Annotated in this window: 15 protein-coding genes; 8 read left to right on the top strand and 7 right to left on the bottom strand. The window is 69.5% G+C overall.

The features are described 5' to 3' along the window. Positions 1-80: 80 nt before the first annotated feature. From tsf to ACWIHT_RS19625, 8 genes are all read left to right on the top strand, one after another. Positions 81-917: a translation elongation factor Ts gene (gene tsf / locus ACWIHT_RS19660; RefSeq protein ID WP_456169387.1), complete on the top strand. Its 837-nt coding sequence runs from the start codon at positions 81-83 to the stop codon at positions 915-917. 204 nt (positions 918-1121) lie between these two features. Then, entirely contained in the window at positions 1122-1880 is a 759-nt protein-coding gene (pyrH, locus tag ACWIHT_RS19655; protein WP_200685070.1) for a UMP kinase, read from the top strand. A gap of 130 nt (positions 1881-2010) precedes the next feature. Then, a complete protein-coding gene (gene frr, locus ACWIHT_RS19650) occupies positions 2011-2568 on the top strand; it encodes a ribosome recycling factor (RefSeq protein ID WP_200716139.1) in 558 nt (185 codons plus the stop codon). Next, entirely contained in the window at positions 2568-3773 is a 1206-nt protein-coding gene (locus tag ACWIHT_RS19645; protein WP_456169386.1) for a phosphatidate cytidylyltransferase, read from the top strand. Before frr ends, ACWIHT_RS19645 begins: the two co-directional genes overlap by 1 nt. A gap of 100 nt (positions 3774-3873) precedes the next feature. After that, positions 3874-4980: a 23S rRNA (adenine(2503)-C(2))-methyltransferase RlmN gene (gene rlmN / locus ACWIHT_RS19640; RefSeq protein WP_456169385.1), complete on the top strand. Its 1107-nt coding sequence runs from the start codon at positions 3874-3876 to the stop codon at positions 4978-4980. Positions 4981-5133: 153 nt separating this feature from the next. After that, positions 5134-6213, top strand: coding sequence for a thiamine ABC transporter substrate-binding protein (locus ACWIHT_RS19635; RefSeq protein ID WP_456169383.1), 1080 nt, complete (start codon positions 5134-5136; stop codon positions 6211-6213). Positions 6214-6290: 77 nt separating this feature from the next. After that, positions 6291-7892, top strand: coding sequence for an ABC transporter permease (locus tag ACWIHT_RS19630; protein WP_456169382.1), 1602 nt, complete (start codon positions 6291-6293; stop codon positions 7890-7892). Continuing rightward, positions 7893-8954, top strand: a complete 1062-nt coding sequence (locus tag ACWIHT_RS19625; RefSeq protein ID WP_456169381.1) for an ABC transporter ATP-binding protein — start codon at positions 7893-7895, stop codon at positions 8952-8954. Between the two features lie 52 nt (positions 8955-9006). Here ACWIHT_RS19625 and ACWIHT_RS19620 read toward each other — a convergent pair whose 3' ends face one another. The 7 genes from ACWIHT_RS19620 to ACWIHT_RS19590 form a co-directional block, all read right to left on the bottom strand. After that, positions 9007-9684, bottom strand: a complete 678-nt coding sequence (locus tag ACWIHT_RS19620) for an LAETG motif-containing sortase-dependent surface protein (RefSeq protein WP_456169380.1) — start codon at positions 9682-9684, stop codon at positions 9007-9009. A gap of 161 nt (positions 9685-9845) precedes the next feature. Then, positions 9846-10967, bottom strand: a complete 1122-nt coding sequence (locus tag ACWIHT_RS19615; RefSeq protein ID WP_456169379.1) for an LOG family protein — start codon at positions 10965-10967, stop codon at positions 9846-9848. Between the two features lie 25 nt (positions 10968-10992). Further along, positions 10993-11400, bottom strand: coding sequence for a VOC family protein (locus tag ACWIHT_RS19610; RefSeq protein WP_456169378.1), 408 nt, complete (start codon positions 11398-11400; stop codon positions 10993-10995). Between the two features lie 63 nt (positions 11401-11463). After that, positions 11464-12813 carry a hypothetical protein gene (locus ACWIHT_RS19605; protein ID WP_456169377.1) on the bottom strand — a complete coding sequence of 450 codons (1350 nt, stop codon included), beginning with the start codon at positions 12811-12813 and terminating at the stop codon, positions 11464-11466. Continuing rightward, entirely contained in the window at positions 12795-13535 is a 741-nt protein-coding gene (locus ACWIHT_RS19600) for an ABC transporter ATP-binding protein (RefSeq protein WP_456169376.1), read from the bottom strand. The genes ACWIHT_RS19605 and ACWIHT_RS19600 overlap by 19 nt, the downstream gene beginning before the upstream one ends. Before the next feature lie 191 nt (positions 13536-13726). After that, entirely contained in the window at positions 13727-15106 is a 1380-nt protein-coding gene (locus tag ACWIHT_RS19595) for an aspartate aminotransferase family protein (protein WP_456169375.1), read from the bottom strand. Further along, positions 15091-15606: an Lrp/AsnC family transcriptional regulator gene (locus ACWIHT_RS19590; protein WP_026178557.1), complete on the bottom strand. Its 516-nt coding sequence runs from the start codon at positions 15604-15606 to the stop codon at positions 15091-15093. Before ACWIHT_RS19590 ends, ACWIHT_RS19595 begins: the two co-directional genes overlap by 16 nt. Positions 15607-15663 lie beyond the last annotated feature (57 nt).

Below are 15663 nucleotides of genomic sequence, written 5' to 3'. Positions count from 1 at the left end.
AGATCTTTGGCGGAAGCCCGCTCACCACGCGGCCGCCGCCGACTTCGAGACTTCGAACTCCGAGAAGAGATTTTCAGATCATGGCGAACTACACCGCCGCCGACGTCAAGAAGCTCCGTGAGCTCACCGGCGCCGGCATGATGGACTGCAAGAAGGCGCTGGACGAGGCCGACGGCAACGTCGAGAAGGCCGTCGAGGCGCTCCGCATCAAGGGCCAGAAGGGCGTCGCCAAGCGCGAAGGCCGCTCCGCCGAGAACGGCGCCGTGGTCTCCGTCATCGCCGACGACAACACCTCCGGTGTCCTGGTCGAGCTGAAGTGCGAGACGGACTTCGTCGCCAAGGGCGAGAAGTTCCAGTCCGTCGCCAACCAGATCGCGCAGCACGTCGCCGCGACCTCCCCGGCCGACATCGCGGCGCTCCTCGCGTCCGAGATCGAGTCCGGCAAGACGGTCCAGGCGTTCGTCGACGAGGCCAACGCGAACCTGGGCGAGAAGATCGTCCTGGACCGCTTCGCCCAGTACTCCGACGGCTACGTCTCCGCGTACATGCACCGCACGATGCCCGACCTGCCGCCGCAGATCGGTGTGCTTGTGGAGCTGGACAAGCCGAACGCCGAGGTAGCTCGCGGTGTCGCCCAGCACATCGCCGCCTTCGCGCCGAAGTACCTGGCCAAGGACGACGTGCCGGCCGAGGTCGTCGAGTCCGAGCGCCGTATCGCCGAGGAGGTCACCCGCGCCGAGGGCAAGCCCGAGGCCGCGATCGCCAAGATCGTCGAGGGTCGCGTCAACGGCTTCTTCAAGGACGCGACGCTGCTCGGTCAGCCGTACGCGCTCGACCCCAAGAAGTCCGTCCAGAAGGTTCTGGACGAGGCGGGTGTCACCCTGAAGCGCTTCACGCGCATCAAGGTCGGCATCTGAGTCCGTACCGCGATCGACGCGCGGCGCCCCGCGGAATCCCGCTAGGGTCGTACGCAGTCGGCCCGGTACGCCGTCGCGCACGCGCGCGTGGCGGACGACAGCAGATCTGACGAGGAGGCCATTGCCGAGCATGGGATGCGACAGACACCCCACCGGCAGTGGCCTTCTTCGTATGTGCGACCACGTAAAAGAGGCGAGAACGTCATGACCACCAAGGCCCAGAAGAGCGACGACGGCAAGGTACGCGGCCGGTTCATGTTGAAGCTGTCCGGAGAGGCCTTCTCCGGCGGCGGGGGCCTGGGCGTCGACCCCGACGTGGTGCACAAGATCGCCCGTGAGATCGCGGCCGTCGTCCGGGACGGAGCGGAGGTCGCCGTCGTCATCGGCGGCGGCAACTTCTTCCGTGGCGCCGAACTCCAGCAGCGCGGCATGGACCGGGCCCGCTCCGACTACATGGGCATGCTCGGCACCGTGATGAACTGCCTCGCCCTCCAGGACTTCCTGGAGAAGGAGGGCATTGACAGCCGCGTCCAGACCGCCATCACCATGGGCCAGGTCGCCGAGCCGTACATCCCGCTGCGGGCCGTGCGCCACCTGGAGAAGGGCCGCGTGGTCATCTTCGGCGCCGGTATGGGCATGCCGTACTTCTCCACCGACACCACCGCCGCCCAGCGCGCCCTGGAGATCAACGCCGAGGCGCTGCTCATGGGCAAGAACGGTGTGGACGGGGTCTACGACTCCGACCCGAAGACGAACTCCGAGGCCGTCAAGTTCGACGCGCTCAGCTACGGCGAGGTCATCACCCAGGACCTCAAGGTCGCGGACATGACCGCCATCACCCTGTGCCGCGACAACAAGCTTCCGATCCTGGTCTTCGAGCTTCTGGCGGAGGGCAATATCGCCCGCGCCGTCAAGGGTGAGAAGATCGGCACGCTTGTGGGTGACCAAGGCAGCCAGGGCTGATCACCCTGACCGGGGGATGGACAATGTCCTGCCGGTCGGGAACCGTGCAGGAAGAAGACGCGACGCAGCCGGCCGCCGACGCCGACACAGCACAGCAGCCGGGCCTACTCAAGACACGCAGGAGCAAGTGGTGATCGAAGAGACCCTCCTCGAAGCCGAGGAGAAGATGGAGAAGGCCGTCGTGGTCGCCAAGGAGGACTTCGCCGCGATCCGCACCGGCCGTGCGCACCCGGCGATGTTCAACAAGATCGTGGCCGACTATTACGGCGCACTGACACCGATCAACCAGCTGGCTTCGTTCTCCGTGCCGGAGCCGCGCATGGCCGTGGTGACCCCGTTCGACAAGAGCGCGCTGCGCAACATCGAGCAGGCGATCCGGGACTCGGACCTCGGCGTCAACCCGAGCAACGACGGCAACATCATCCGTGTGACGTTCCCGGAGCTGACCGGAGAGCGCCGCAAGGAGTACATCAAGGTCGCCAAGACCAAGGCCGAGGACTCCAAGATCTCGATCCGTTCCATCCGCCGCAAGGCCAAGGAAGCGATCGACAAGGCGATCAAGGACGGCGACATCGGCGAGGACGAGGGCCGCCGCGCCGAGAAGGAGCTCGACGACACCACGGCGAAGTACGTCGCCCAGGTGGACGAACTCCTCAAGCACAAGGAAGCGGAGCTGCTAGAGGTCTGATGAACGACTCTTCCTGGGGGGCACCGCCACAAGCCGGGTACTGGGGGCCGTCCGACCAGGGGCCTGTCCAGGGGGCTGCCCCGGCGGGTCCCACGTACGATGCGCCTGAGGCGCAGCAGACTCGCCCCATGCCCATCGTGCCCGACGAGCCCGCATACGGCGGACACCAGGATGACGACCGGGGGGCCGCTCGGCTGAGCGGCCCCTTGTTCCGCGACGAGACGTTCCGCGACGAGACGCAGCGACCGCCGTACGACGTACGGCAGTCGCCGTCGTACGACCCGCGGACGCAGCCCTTTGACACGCCGCAGGCGCAGCCCTTCGGGGCGGTGCCGCAGAATCCGGAGCCCATGCCCGACGTCCCGCCACCGGCGCCCGCCCCGCAGAAGAAGAGCGCGGGCCGGGACCTGGGTGCGGCCATAGGGGTCGGGGTCGGGCTCGCCGTGGTGATCGTCGCCTCCCTCTTCGTGGTGAAGGCCGCGTTCGTCGGAGTGATAGCGGTCGCGGTCGTGGTCGGTCTGTGGGAGCTCACCTCGCGGCTCCAGGAGCGCAAGGGCATCAAGGCGCCCCTCGTGCCCCTGGCGGTCGGTGGGGCCGCGATGGTCGTCGCCGGTTACGTCCGGGGTGCCGAGGGCGCCTGGGTCGCCATGGCGCTCACGGCGCTCGCCGTCCTCGTATGGCGGATGACGGAACCGCCGGAGGGCTACCTCAAGGACGTCACGGCGGGCGTCTTCGCGGCGTTCTACGTGCCGTTCCTGGCCACGTTCGTCGCCCTGATGCTCACCGCCGACGACGGCGCCTGGCGGGTCCTGACGTTCCTGCTGCTGACGGTCGTCAGCGACACCGGGGCGTACGCCATCGGCTGGCGCTTCGGCACGCACAAGCTCGCCCCGCGCATCAGCCCCGGAAAGACCCGCGAGGGACTGTTCGGAGCGGTGTCCTTCGCGATGGTGGCGGGCGCGCTGTGCATGCAGTTCCTGATCGACGACGGCAGCTGGTGGCAGGGCCTCGTCCTGGGCCTCGCGGTCGCGGCCAGCGCCACGCTGGGCGACCTCGGCGAGTCTATGATCAAGCGGGACCTCGGCATCAAGGACATGGGCACGCTGCTGCCGGGCCACGGCGGCATCATGGACCGGTTGGACTCCTTGCTGCCGACCGCTCCGGTGGTGTGGCTGATGTTCGTGCTCTTCGTCGGGTCCGGCTGACAAGCCAAAAAACCAGCTGACCTGCGGTTTTGCTGAGGAGGGGCTCGTTGTCCACAGGGCGGCGAGTCCCTCTTCGTATGTCTGCGACACTGGTAGGGCCATGCCTAAGCCCGGAGAACTCACATTCGTCGCCCCCCGCGGAGCCCAGAAGCCGCCGCGGCACCTTGCCGATCTCACGCCCGCCGAGCGCAAGGAAGCCGTCGCCGCGATCGGGGAGAAGCCGTTTCGCGCCAAGCAGCTCTCGCAGCACTACTTCGCGCGCCTCGCGCACGACCCGGCGGAGTGGACCGACATCCCCGCCGGTTCGCGCGCCAAGCTCCAGGAAGCCCTGCTCCCTGAGCTGATGACGGTCGTACGGCATCTGTCGACCGACCAGGAGACCACCCGCAAGACGCTGTGGCGGCTGTTCGACGGGACGCTCGTCGAGTCCGTGCTGATGCGGTACCCGGACCGCGTCACCATGTGCATCAGCTCGCAGGCGGGCTGCGGGATGAACTGCCCGTTCTGCGCGACCGGTCAGGCCGGACTGGACCGCAATCTGTCCACCGGCGAGATCGTGCACCAGATCGTGGACGGCATGCGCGCGCTGCGCGACGGGGAGATCCCGGGCGGTCCCGCCCGTCTCTCCAACATCGTCTTCATGGGCATGGGCGAGCCCCTTGCCAACTACAAGCGGGTCGTCCAGTCGATCCGCGCCCTCACCGACCCCGAGCCCGACGGCCTCGCCCTCTCGCAGCGCGGGATCACCGTCTCGACGGTCGGACTCGTCCCGGCGATCCACCGCTTCGCGGACGAGGGCTTCAAGTGCCGCCTCGCGATCTCGCTGCACGCGCCCGACGACGACCTGCGCGACACCCTGGTCCCCGTCAACACCCGCTGGAAGGTCCGCGAGGTCCTGGACGCCGGCTGGGAGTACGCCGCGAAGTCGGGACGCCGGCTGTCCATCGAGTACGCGCTGATCCGCGACATCAACGACCAGGCGTGGCGCGGTGACCGGCTCGGCCGCCTCCTCAAGGGCAAGCCGGTGCACGTCAATCTGATCCCGCTCAACCCGACACCCGGCTCCAAGTGGACGGCCTCCCGTCCCGAGGACGAGAAGGCGTTCGTCGAGGCCATCGCGGCCCACGGGGTACCGGTCACCGTCCGGGACACCCGTGGCCAGGAGATCGACGGAGCGTGTGGCCAGCTCGCGGCCACCGAGCGGTAATCTTCACCCGTACCACCCCGTACGACCATTACGACCAGTACGTACACCTTCATATCCGACAGGGGAGCGCGCAGCGCTGAGAGTGCGGCAATCGGGCCGCAGACCCTCTGAACCTCGCCCAGGTCATTCTGGGTAGGAAGTTCGGTCATCACCGTGAACACCAAGAAGTACTGTGCTGTCCTCGTGGGCCTCGGCCTGGTCACGCTCTCCGCGTGCGGGTCGGGGTCGGACGGGAGCGGCGGCTCCGGATCCGACAAGACCGTCACGCTCGTCAGCCACGACTCGTGGGCCGTCTCGAAGACCGTCCTCAAGGACTTCGAGAAGCAGTCCGGCTACACGGTCAAGGTCCTCAAGGACGGCGACGCGGGCCAGGCCGTCAACAAGGCGATCCTGACCAAGGACAACCCCCAGGGCGACGTCTTCTTCGGCGTCGACAACACCCTGCTCTCCCGCGCGCTCGACAACGGCCTCTTCCAGTCCTACGACGCGAAGGGCTCCGCCACCGTCAAGCCCGCGTACCGCGTCGACGAGGCCAAGCACCGGGTCACGGCCATCGACACCGGCGACATCTGCGTCAACTACGACAAGGCCTACTTCAGCAAGCACAAGCTGACCCCGCCGACCACCTTCGCGGACCTGGTCAAGCCCGAGTACAAGAACCTCCTCGTCACCGAGAACGCGGCCACCTCCTCACCCGGCCTCGGCTTCCTGCTCGGCAGCGCGGCGCAGTTCGGGGACGAAGGCTGGCAGGCGTACTGGAAGAAGCTCCAGGCGAACGGCGTCAAGGTCGTCGACGGCTGGGAGCAGGCCTACGATCAGGAGTTCTCCGGTTCCGCCGGCGGCAAGAAGGCGGGCGGTGACCGGCCCCTGGTCGTCTCGTACGCCTCCTCGCCGCCCGCCGAGGTCATCTACGCCGACCCGAAGCCGACCACCGCGCCCACCGGAGTGTCGTACGGCACCTGCTTCAGGCAGACCGAGTACGCGGGGCTGCTCAGCAACGCCAAGAACACCAAGGGCGGCAAGGCCTTCATCGACTTCCTGCTGACCAAGGAGTTCCAGCAGGACATGCCGCTCAACATGTTCGTCTACCCGGTGGTCGAGGGTGCGACGGTACCGGCCGAGTTCACGGAGTACGGTCCGCAGGCCAAGGACCCCGAGACCATGGCCCCCGCGAAGATCGCCGCCGACCGGGACCAGTGGGTCAAGTCGTGGACCTCACTCGTACTGAAGTAGCCGAAGCAGCCGAAGCAGCGGAAGCGGCACCGCGTAAGTCCCTTGTCAACAGGGGCAGTGCGACGCGGCTGGGTCTCATGGCCCTGCCCGTCGCGTTCTTCGCGGTGTTCTTCGCCTACCCGGTCGTCGCGATCGTCGGGCGGGGCCTGAAGGTGGACGGCGCCTGGCAGTTGGGCCGGATCGGGGATGTGCTGGCCCAGTCCGACATCCGGCACGTCCTGTGGTTCACCACCTGGCAGGCGCTCGCCTCCACCGCGCTCACGCTGCTGATCGCGCTCCCCGGCGCGTATGTCTTCGCGCGCTTCGACTTCCCGGGAAGACACATGCTGCGGGCCGTCGTGACGGTCCCCTTCGTGCTGCCCACGGTCGTCGTCGGTACGGCCTTCCTCGCGCTCGTCGGCCGGGGCGGACTCCTCGACGACCTGTGGGGCGTACGGCTGGACACCACCGTGTGGGCCATCCTGCTCGCGCACGTCTTTTTCAACTACGCGGTCGTCGTACGGACGGTGGGCGGCCTCTGGGGCCAACTCGACCCGCGTCAGGAGGAGGCCGCGCGGATGCTCGGCGCCTCCCGGCTGCGGGCCTGGCGGAAGGTGACGCTGCCCGCGCTCGCGCCCGCCGTGGCCGCCGCCGCGCTGATGGTCTTCCTCTTCACCTTCACGTCCTTCGGCGTGGTGCAGATCCTCGGCGGCCCGACCTTCTCGACCCTCGAAGTGGAGATCTACCGCCAGACCTCGGAGATCTTCGACCTCTCCACGGCGGCCGTGCTCACCATCGTCCAGTTCGTCGCGGTGGGCACGATCCTCGCCGTCCACGCCTGGACCGTACGGCGACGGGAGACGGCCCTACGGCTGGTCGACCCCTCCATGACCGCCCGCCGCCCGCGTGGAGCGGGCCAGTGGTCCCTGCTCGCCGGAGTCCTCGTCTCGATCCTCCTGCTGCTCGTGCTGCCGCTCGCCGTGCTGGTCCAACGGTCGCTCGACACACCCGACTTCGGCTACTACCGGGCGCTGACCCACGACGACGGCGGCACCTTCCTGGTCCCGCCGATCGCCGCGATCGGCAACTCGCTGGAGTACGCCGTCGCCGCCACCGCCATCGCCGTGGTGATCGGCGGACTCGCCGCCGCGGCCCTGACCCGGCGCGACGCGGGGCGGCTGGTGCGGGGGTTCGACGCGCTGCTGATGTTGCCGCTCGGGGTGTCGGCGGTGACCGTCGGCTTCGGGTTCCTGATCTCGCTCGACAAACCCCCGGTGGATCTGCGGAGTTCATGGATCCTGGTGCCGCTCGCGCAGGCGCTGGTCGGCGTTCCCTTCGTCGTACGGACGATGCTGCCCGTGCTGCGCGCGGTGGACGGGCGGCTGCGGGAGGCGGCGGCCGTGCTCGGGGCCTCGCCGTGGCGGGTGTGGCGGGAGGTCGATCTGCCGTTGGTGCGGCGGGCGTTGCTGATTGCCGCCGGGTTCGCGTTCGCGGTGTCGCTGGGGGAGTTCGGGGCGACCGTGTTCATCGCGCGGCCCGACAACCCGACGCTGCCGGTCGCGGTGGCCCGGCTGCTGTCCCGGCCCGGTGATCTCAACTACGGCCAGGCGATGGCCCTTTCGACGATTCTGATGGTGGTGTGCGCGGTGGCCCTGCTGGTCCTGGAGCGGCTGCGCACCGACCGGACGGGGGAGTTCTAGATGCCGCCGAACATGCCGCCGAAAACGTCGCCGAACATGCTGCTCAGCCTCGCGGGCGCGACCGTACGGTTCGGCGGGCGCCCGGTGCTGGACGCCGTGGACCTCGGGGTCGCCGAGCACGAGATCGTGTGTGTGCTCGGGCCCAGCGGCAGCGGCAAGTCCACCCTGCTCCGGGCAGTCGCCGGGCTGCAACCTCTGGACTCCGGGCGGGTGTTGCTCGACGGCCGGGATCAGGCGACCGTGCCCGCGCACAAGCGGGGGGTGGGTCTGATGTTCCAGGACCATCAGCTGTTCCCGCAGCGGGACGTGGCCGGCAACGTGGCCTTCGGGCCGCGCATGCGCGGGGCGTCGAAGCGGCAACAGGAGGCTCAGGTGGGGGAGTTGCTCGACCTCGTCGGACTCCCGGGTGCCGCCCGCCGTGCCGTCGCGGGGCTGTCCGGCGGTGAGCAGCAGCGGGTGGCGCTCGCCCGCGCCCTCGCGCCGCGCCCCCGGCTCCTCATGCTCGACGAACCGCTCGGTCAGCTGGACCGGTCACTGCGGGAGCGGCTGGTCGTCGAACTCCGCGAGCTGTTCGGGGTGTTGGGCACGACCGTGCTCGCGGTCACGCACGACCAGGGCGAGGCGTTCGCGCTCGCCGACCGGGTCGTGGTGATGCGGGACGGGCGGATCGCCCAGTCCGGTACGCCACTTGAGGTCTGGCAGCGCCCCGCCGACGAGTTCGTGGCCCGCTTCCTCGGCTTCGACAACGTGGTCGGGGCCACGGTCGCCGGAGAGGCCGCCGACACCCCCTGGGGCAAGGTGCCGGTCCCCGAGGACGCCCCGCAGGGCGCCCGCACGCTCCTCGTACGCCCCGCGGGAGTACGCCTGTTGCCCGCCGAGGAGGGCCTGCGCTGCACGGTCGTCGCCCGTACCTTCAGGGGCACGCATGTCGCCGTACAGCTGCAACCGGAGGGCGCGCCGCGGCTTGAGGCGGCGTGTGCGCTGCGGGCGGCGCCGGAGGTCGGGGACACGGTCGGGGTGGAGTTCGACGCGGCCGAGGTCGTCGTACTCGACGGCGCGTAGACATGCGTGTGGCCCGCCCCCACGAACCGGGCGGGCCACAACAACGGGTGGATCAGCGGCCGTTGGTCGCACCGCGGCGGCGCATGCCGTAGTAGACGGCTCCGCCGCCCGCGACGACGAACGCGCCCGCGATACCGGCGATCATGCCGGTGTTGGAGTTGGCACCGGTCTCGGCGAGGTTCGAGCTACCGGCCGCCGGGGACGGCGCGTTGTCCGTCGTCGTGGCGGGGGTGGTGCTGCTGCTCTCCGAGGCTGACGGGGTCGGGGTGTCGGACTCGGCCGGGGCCGAGGGGGTCTCCGACGGGGTCGGGGAGGCCTCGGTCGGAGTCGGGGTGGGCGACTCCGTGGCGCAGGCCTTGGAGGGGGTGGTCAGGAGGTCGAGGTCGTCATTGACCTTGCCTGCTTCGACGTGGACACGGTAGGTGGCATTCGCCTGCCAGTCCTCGGCGAAGGTGATGCTGACGCCCTTGGCCGAGCCCTTGGCGGTCTGTGCCTCGCCGACCTGCCGCACGTCGGCGTTGTTGCTCTCCAGGAACACGGTGACGGTCGCCTCGGTCTTGGAGGCGTCCGTGTCGGTCACGGTGATGACGCCCTTGGCGCCGTCGCAGCCGGCTTCAGCGGAGAAATCGCCGATTTCGCAGGCGAGCGCGTTGCCCGCGAATCCGAGCGCGAGCGCGGCCGAGGCGGACGCGACACCGAGGATGCGTACGGAACGTCGAGATATGGACACGTTTGCCCTTCACGGGATGTGCAACTGCGGGGGGTTTAGGGGGAGATGAGGCAGTGTTCGAGGTGAGGCACCACCACCCCCAGGAGTCTCACTGGTCTATAAGTGCTGCGTAAGCAGTGTCAACGCATATGTGGTGTGCGGCCGTTGGCTTTACCTGCACTTTAATGAGCGAGGCGTTTCAGCGCCTCCGGAGCCTCCTCGATCCGGTCAACGAGGGCGATACGGCTCTCCATCGACCGTTCCCGGGCAAGTGCACACAGCAGCGGCCACGCCGGCAGCCGCTCCGTCCAGTGCTCCCGGTCCACCAGAACCATCGGCGTGGGCTCGCCGCGCGACTCGTAGTAGTTCGGCGTCGCGTTGTCGAAGATCTCCTGTACGGTCCCGGCCGCGCCCGGCAGGAACACCACCCCCGCGTTCGAGCGGGCCAACAGCCCGTCCTCGCGGGTGGCGTTGGCGAAGTACTTGGCGATGTGCGAGGCGAAGGCGTTCGGCGGCTCATGGCCGTAGAACCAGGTAGGGATGCCGATCGAGTGGTTGCCCTTGGGCCAGCGGGTGCGGACCTCGAAGGCGCGTTGGGCCCAGTCGGTGATGGAAGGGCTGAACGACGGTGATCCGGCGAGGAGTTCGCAGGCCTCCTCCAGCATCGCGTCCTCGTACGGCGCCGCGTACGCGCCCAGGTTCGCCGCCTCCATCGCGCCGGGACCGCCGCCGGTGGCCACCGTGAACCCGGAGCGGCTCAACTCCCGGCCCAGGCGCGCGGCACCGCCGTAGGCCTCCGTCCCGCGTGCCATCGCGTGGCCGCCCATCACGCCCACCACCCGCGCCCCGCGCAGGAGTTCGTCGAGGGCGTCGGAGATCGAGTCGTCGTGCACGGCGCGCAGCATGGAGGCGTATATGTCGCCGTCCGCCTTGGTCCGCTGGAACCAGGCGTACGCGAGCGCGTCCGGAGTCCCCTCGTACCCCTTGTCGAGCGAGGCGAACAGCTCGTCCGGCGTGTAGAGATGGCCGCGGTAGGGGTCGAAGGGGAGATGCGGGACCGGCGGGAAGACCAGGGCGCCGTCGGCGCGGAGCTTGGCCGCGGCCTCCTCGCGCATCGGGCAGCCGAGGAAGACGGCGCCCGCGGTGCTGGTGGTGAGCAACTCCTTTGTACGGTCCGTCAGATCGACGGCCTGGACGCGGTACCCGGCGAGGGTGCCGCGGGCCGAGACGGTCGCGTCGAAGTCCTCGACCGTCTCGATCTCGCGTTCGTCGTGAGGGGCCGCATGGGCCGGGCTCGTCTGCACGCGCCCATGCTAGGCAGTGACCCGGTCAGCCCTGGACCGCCGCCGGGTCCATCCACATGACCTCCCAGGTGTGCCCGTCGAGGTCGTCGAAGGAACGCCCGTACATGAAGCCCTGGTCGATGGCGTCACCGCTGCCCGTGCCGCCGGACGCGATGGCCTTGTCCACCAGCTCGTCGACCTTCTCGCGGCTCTCGGCGCTCAGACACAGCAGCACCTCGCTGGTCTTCGTCGAGTCGGCGATCTCCTTCTTGGTGAAGTCGCTGTACCGCTGCTTGCCGAGCAGCATCGCGACGATCGTGTCGCTGATCACGACACAGGCGCATTCGTCGGTGCTGAACTGGGGGTTGATCGAGTAGCCGAGTTCCGTGAAGAACTTCCTCGACGCGTCGACGTCGTTCACGGCCAGGTTCACGAAGATCATCTGCTGGTACATGCGAGGTCTCTCCCATCGGGCGGGTGTGCTGTTCGGTGGGTAGACCGGCCGTCCGTACGAAACTCATCGGCCGGCCAGCGGCAGCGCCGCCAGCTCGGCCACGAACAGGGTCAGCGGCAGGAACAGGGCCAGCAGCGCGCCCGCACGCAGGGCCGCCGCGCTGCGGAGCATCGTCGCGGGGGCACCGAGGCGCAGCAGCGCGGCCGTGGTGTCGGCGCGGGCGTGCTTGGCCTCCAGCGCGGCGGTGAGCAGGGTCGCCACCGTACAGCCGGTGACCAGCAGCAGGCCGAGGGTGGTCAGCGGGCCGAAGGCCGGGGCGTCCGCGTCGTAGAGCGCCGTCATCGCGAAGCCGCCGGACGCCACCGCGCACACCACGCCCAGCGGGCGCCCGATCCGGGTCGCCTCCTCCATCAGCACCCGCCCGGCCAGCAGCCGCAGCGCGCCGGGGCCGACGGACTGGAGCAGCCGCCCGCAGAGATGGGTGAGTCCGGGGCCTGCCAGCGCGAGACCGATCGCGGTCAGCACCCAGCCGGCCAGGACGCTCGCGGGGCCGTCGGCGAGACCGCCGGGCAGCGACAGCCCGCCGCCGTCCTTCGCCCGGCTCGCGTACGCCTCCACGGCGAGCCCGGCGGCCAGTACCGCGATGCCCCAGGGGAGACCCCGGGGGGCTTCCCTGGGAGCCGGGGGGCGCGAGGGGTCGGGGTGGTTGCTCGTGGCCTCCGACTGCCCGTCCGGCGAGGGCTGTTCGGTCGGCTCGGCCTCCGGCTCGCCGCCGCGCGCCGCCGTGCGCAGGTGCGCGCCGAAACGGCCGTACGCCCCGAAGGTCTCGCGGGAACCCGGACGGCCCTGCACGCCGAAGCGGCCGTACGACCTCGCCGGGCCCTTCTCGGAGGCGGGGCGGAGGTCGCGCGGGCGCAGGGCGAGGGCCACGGAGACGGATGCGATGACTGGTACGAGTGCCAGCAGGGTCAGCGCTGCCGGGAGCGGCAGGGGCTGCTCCGAGGCCAGGAACTCCGCTGCCGCTCCGTCGAAGGGCATGCCCGTGAGGTCGCCGCGGAGGTGGAGGAAGAAGAGGAGCGCCAGCATGGAGCCGAGGGTGCAGGCCAGGGCGGTCGTGGTCGCCGAGATGGCCATCAGGCGGGCGGGGCCGAGGCCGATCGCGGAGAGGCCGGGGCGGGGTTTGGTCGCCGGGTCGGTGCGGGCGACGGCCATCGCGAAGTACACGGTGGCGGCCAACGGGGTCGCGCACCAGCCGAGGCGGAGGGCCGCGGCGGCGGGGGAGTCGGGGTGGCCCATCGCGTAGCCGAGGGTGCAGAGGAGCAGGAAGCCCGTGCCCGCCGAGGCCAACGCGACCAGCAGGCGGCGCAGTTGGACGGCGGGCTGCGAGCCGCGGGTCAGACGGAGAGCGAGCACGCGGCCCGGCCTTCCGCCTCGGTGACCGGGGGCAGGTGGACGGTGTTCACACGGCGTCCGTCGAGGAGCGACACCGTACGGTCCGCGAGGGCCGCGGTCTCCGCCTCGTGGGTCGCGAGGACGACCGTGATGCCGTGTGAACGGGCGGCCGTCGTGAGCGTGCGCAGGACCTGGGCGCGGTCCGCGCTGTGCAGCGGGGCCGTCGGCTCGTCGGCGAACAGGACGGTCGGCGCCGGGGCCAGCGCGCGGGCGATGGAGACGCGCTGGCGCTCCGCCTGACGCAGTTCGTGCGGGCGTTTGCGGGCGTGGTCGCCGATGTCGAGGCGGTCCAGCCACTCCAGGGCGGCGGTCTTGGCCCGACGGCGGCTGGTGCCGCGCAGCATCAGGGGGAGGGCCGCGTTCTCCCAGACGTTCAGCTCCGGGACGAGCACGGGCGCCGGGTCGATCCAGCCGAAGCGGTCGCGGCGCAGCCGTTCGCGGGTCATCGGGCCCATGGTGTGCACGGGCACGCTGTTGAACCAGACCTCGCCGCGGCTCGGACGCTCAAGCCCCGAGAGACAGCGCAGCAGGGTCGTCTTGCCGCTGCCGCGCGGGCCGCAGACCGCGAGGATCTCGCCCTCCCGGACGCCGAGCGAGACCCCGCCGAGCGCGGGAGTTCCGTCCTGGTGCTGGAAGTGCAGGGCACGTGCCCAGAGCACGTCGTTGTCCGGCGGGGCCACCATGCGCGTACACCTCGTTCAGATCCGTTTTCCGTACCGCGTCCCCCGAGCGGGGGAACGAGGACGGGGCCGATCGGTTACCAGGCACGCTAAGGAGCGGGGGGCGTGACCCCGGACAGCACACGGCCAGGGGTGCGCCCTTCTCACTCGTGCGGGTGCACCCCTGGCCGTATAAACCGCTGAATCGCCGAAGGCTAGAGCTTCGTCCAGGCCTCCGTGAGGACCTGGCGGACGATGCCCTCGATCTCGTCGAAGGTCGACTGGTCGGAGATCAGCGGCGGCGACAGCTGGATGACCGGGTCACCGCGGTCGTCGGCGCGGCAGTAGAGGCCGTACTCGAAGAGCTTCTTGGAGACGAAGCCGTAGAGCACGCGCTCCGACTCCTCGTCCGTGAAGGTCTCCTTGGTGGCCTTGTCCTTGACCAGTTCGATGCCGTAGAAGAAGCCGTTGCCGCGGACGTCGCCGACGATCGGGAGGTCGTGCAGCTTCTGGAGGGTCTGGAGGAAGTTGGCCTCGTTGTCGAGGACGTGCTGGTTGAGGCCCTCGCGCTCGAAGATGTCGAGGTTGGCGAGGCCGACCGCGGCGGAGACCGGGTGGCCGCCGAAGGTGTAGCCGTGCAGGAAGGTGTTGTCGCCCTTGTAGAACGGCTCGGCCAGGCGGTCGGAGATGATGCAGGCGCCGATCGGGGAGTAGCCCGAGGTCATGCCCTTGGCGCAGGTGATCATGTCCGGCACGTAGTCGAACTTGTCGCAGGCGAACATCGTGCCGAGGCGGCCGAAGGCGCAGATGACCTCGTCGGAGACCAGGAGCACGTCGTACTGGTCGCAGATCTCGCGGACCCGCTGGAAGTAGCCGGGCGGGGGCGGGAAGCAGCCGCCCGCGTTCTGCACGGGCTCCAGGAAGACCGCGGCGACCGTCTCCGGGCCCTCGAACAGGATCTGCTGCTCGATCTGGTCGGCGGCCCAGCGGCCGAAGGCCTCCGGGTCGTCGCCGAACAGCGGGGCGCGGTAGATGTTGGTGTTCGGGACCTTGTGCGCGCCGGGCACGAGGGGCTCGAACGGGGCCTTCAGGGCCGGGAGTCCGGTGATGGACAGGGCTCCCTGCGGGGTGCCGTGGTAGGCGACCGCGCGCGAGATGACCTTGTACTTGGTGGGCTTGCCGACCAGCTTGAAGTACTGCTTGGCGAGCTTCCAGGCGGTCTCGACGGCCTCGCCGCCGCCGGTGGTGAAGAAGACCTTGTTCAGGTCGCCCGGCGCGTAGTGGGCCAGACGCTCGGCGAGTTCCACGGCCTTCGGGTGGGCGTACGACCAGATGGGGAAGAACGCCAGCTCCTGCGCCTGCTTGGCGGCGGTCTCGGCCAGCTCGGCGCGGCCGTGACCGGCCTGGACCACGAACAGACCCGCGAGACCGTCGAGGTAGCGCTTGCCCTTGTCGTCGTAGATGTAGGTGCCCTCACCACGGACGATCGTGGGAACGGGCGCGTTCTCGTACGAGGACATGCGGGTGAAGTGCATCCACAGGTGGTCGTACGCGGTGCGGCTGAGGTCCTTGCTCACGGTTATCGGGTTCCCCACATGTAGGTCTGCTTCTTGAGCTTCAGATAAACGAAGCTCTCGGTGGAGCGCACCCCGGGCAGCGCCCGAATGCGTTTGTTGATGACGTCCAGCAGGTGGTCGTCGTCCTCGCAGACGATCTCGGCGAGGAGGTCGTACGAGCCCGCGGTCATCACCACGTACTCCACTTCCGGCATGGCCGTCAGCGCGTCCGCCACGTTCTCGACATCGCCCTCGACGTTGACACCGACCATCGCCTGTCTGCGGAAGCCCACGGTGAGCGGGTCCGTGACGGCGACGATCTGCATGACGCCCTGGTCGAGCAGCTTCTGGACGCGCTGGCGCACGGCCGCCTCGGAGAGGCCGACGGCCTTGCCGATCGCGGCGTACGGCCGACGGCCGTCCTCCTGGAGCTGCTCGATGATGGCGAGGGAGACGGAATCCAGATGCGGAGTCCCGTTCCTGGACTCGCGGGAGTCCCTGTGTTCTGCGCTACGACTGGCCACGGCTTCACTGTGCACGACGTCTCGACCGTTCCGCAAGGCCGCTTCGATGAAATTCGTTGTTTACGTGGTCGA

The organism is Streptomyces sp. NPDC002276 (genome assembly GCF_053891435.1).
The sequence above is the reverse complement of the archived record's forward strand: the minus strand, read 5'-3'. Positions and strand labels throughout refer to the sequence as shown.

Excerpts from the sequence above, each read along its gene's own strand:
- tsf (WP_456169387.1), top strand. The coding sequence starts at position 81 with ATGGCGAACTACACCGCCGCCGACGTCAAGAAGCTCCGTGAGCTCACC.
- pyrH (WP_200685070.1), top strand. The coding sequence starts at position 1,122 with ATGACCACCAAGGCCCAGAAGAGCGACGACGGCAAGGTACGCGGCCGG.
- ACWIHT_RS19645 (WP_456169386.1), top strand. The coding sequence starts at position 2,568 with ATGAACGACTCTTCCTGGGGGGCACCGCCACAAGCCGGGTACTGGGGG.
- rlmN (WP_456169385.1), top strand. The coding sequence starts at position 3,874 with ATGCCTAAGCCCGGAGAACTCACATTCGTCGCCCCCCGCGGAGCCCAG.
- ACWIHT_RS19630 (WP_456169382.1), top strand. The coding sequence starts at position 6,291 with ATGGCCCTGCCCGTCGCGTTCTTCGCGGTGTTCTTCGCCTACCCGGTC.
- ACWIHT_RS19625 (WP_456169381.1), top strand. The coding sequence starts at position 7,893 with ATGCCGCCGAACATGCCGCCGAAAACGTCGCCGAACATGCTGCTCAGC.
- ACWIHT_RS19610 (WP_456169378.1), bottom strand. The coding sequence starts at position 11,400 with ATGTACCAGCAGATGATCTTCGTGAACCTGGCCGTGAACGACGTCGAC.
- ACWIHT_RS19600 (WP_456169376.1), bottom strand. The coding sequence starts at position 13,535 with ATGGTGGCCCCGCCGGACAACGACGTGCTCTGGGCACGTGCCCTGCAC.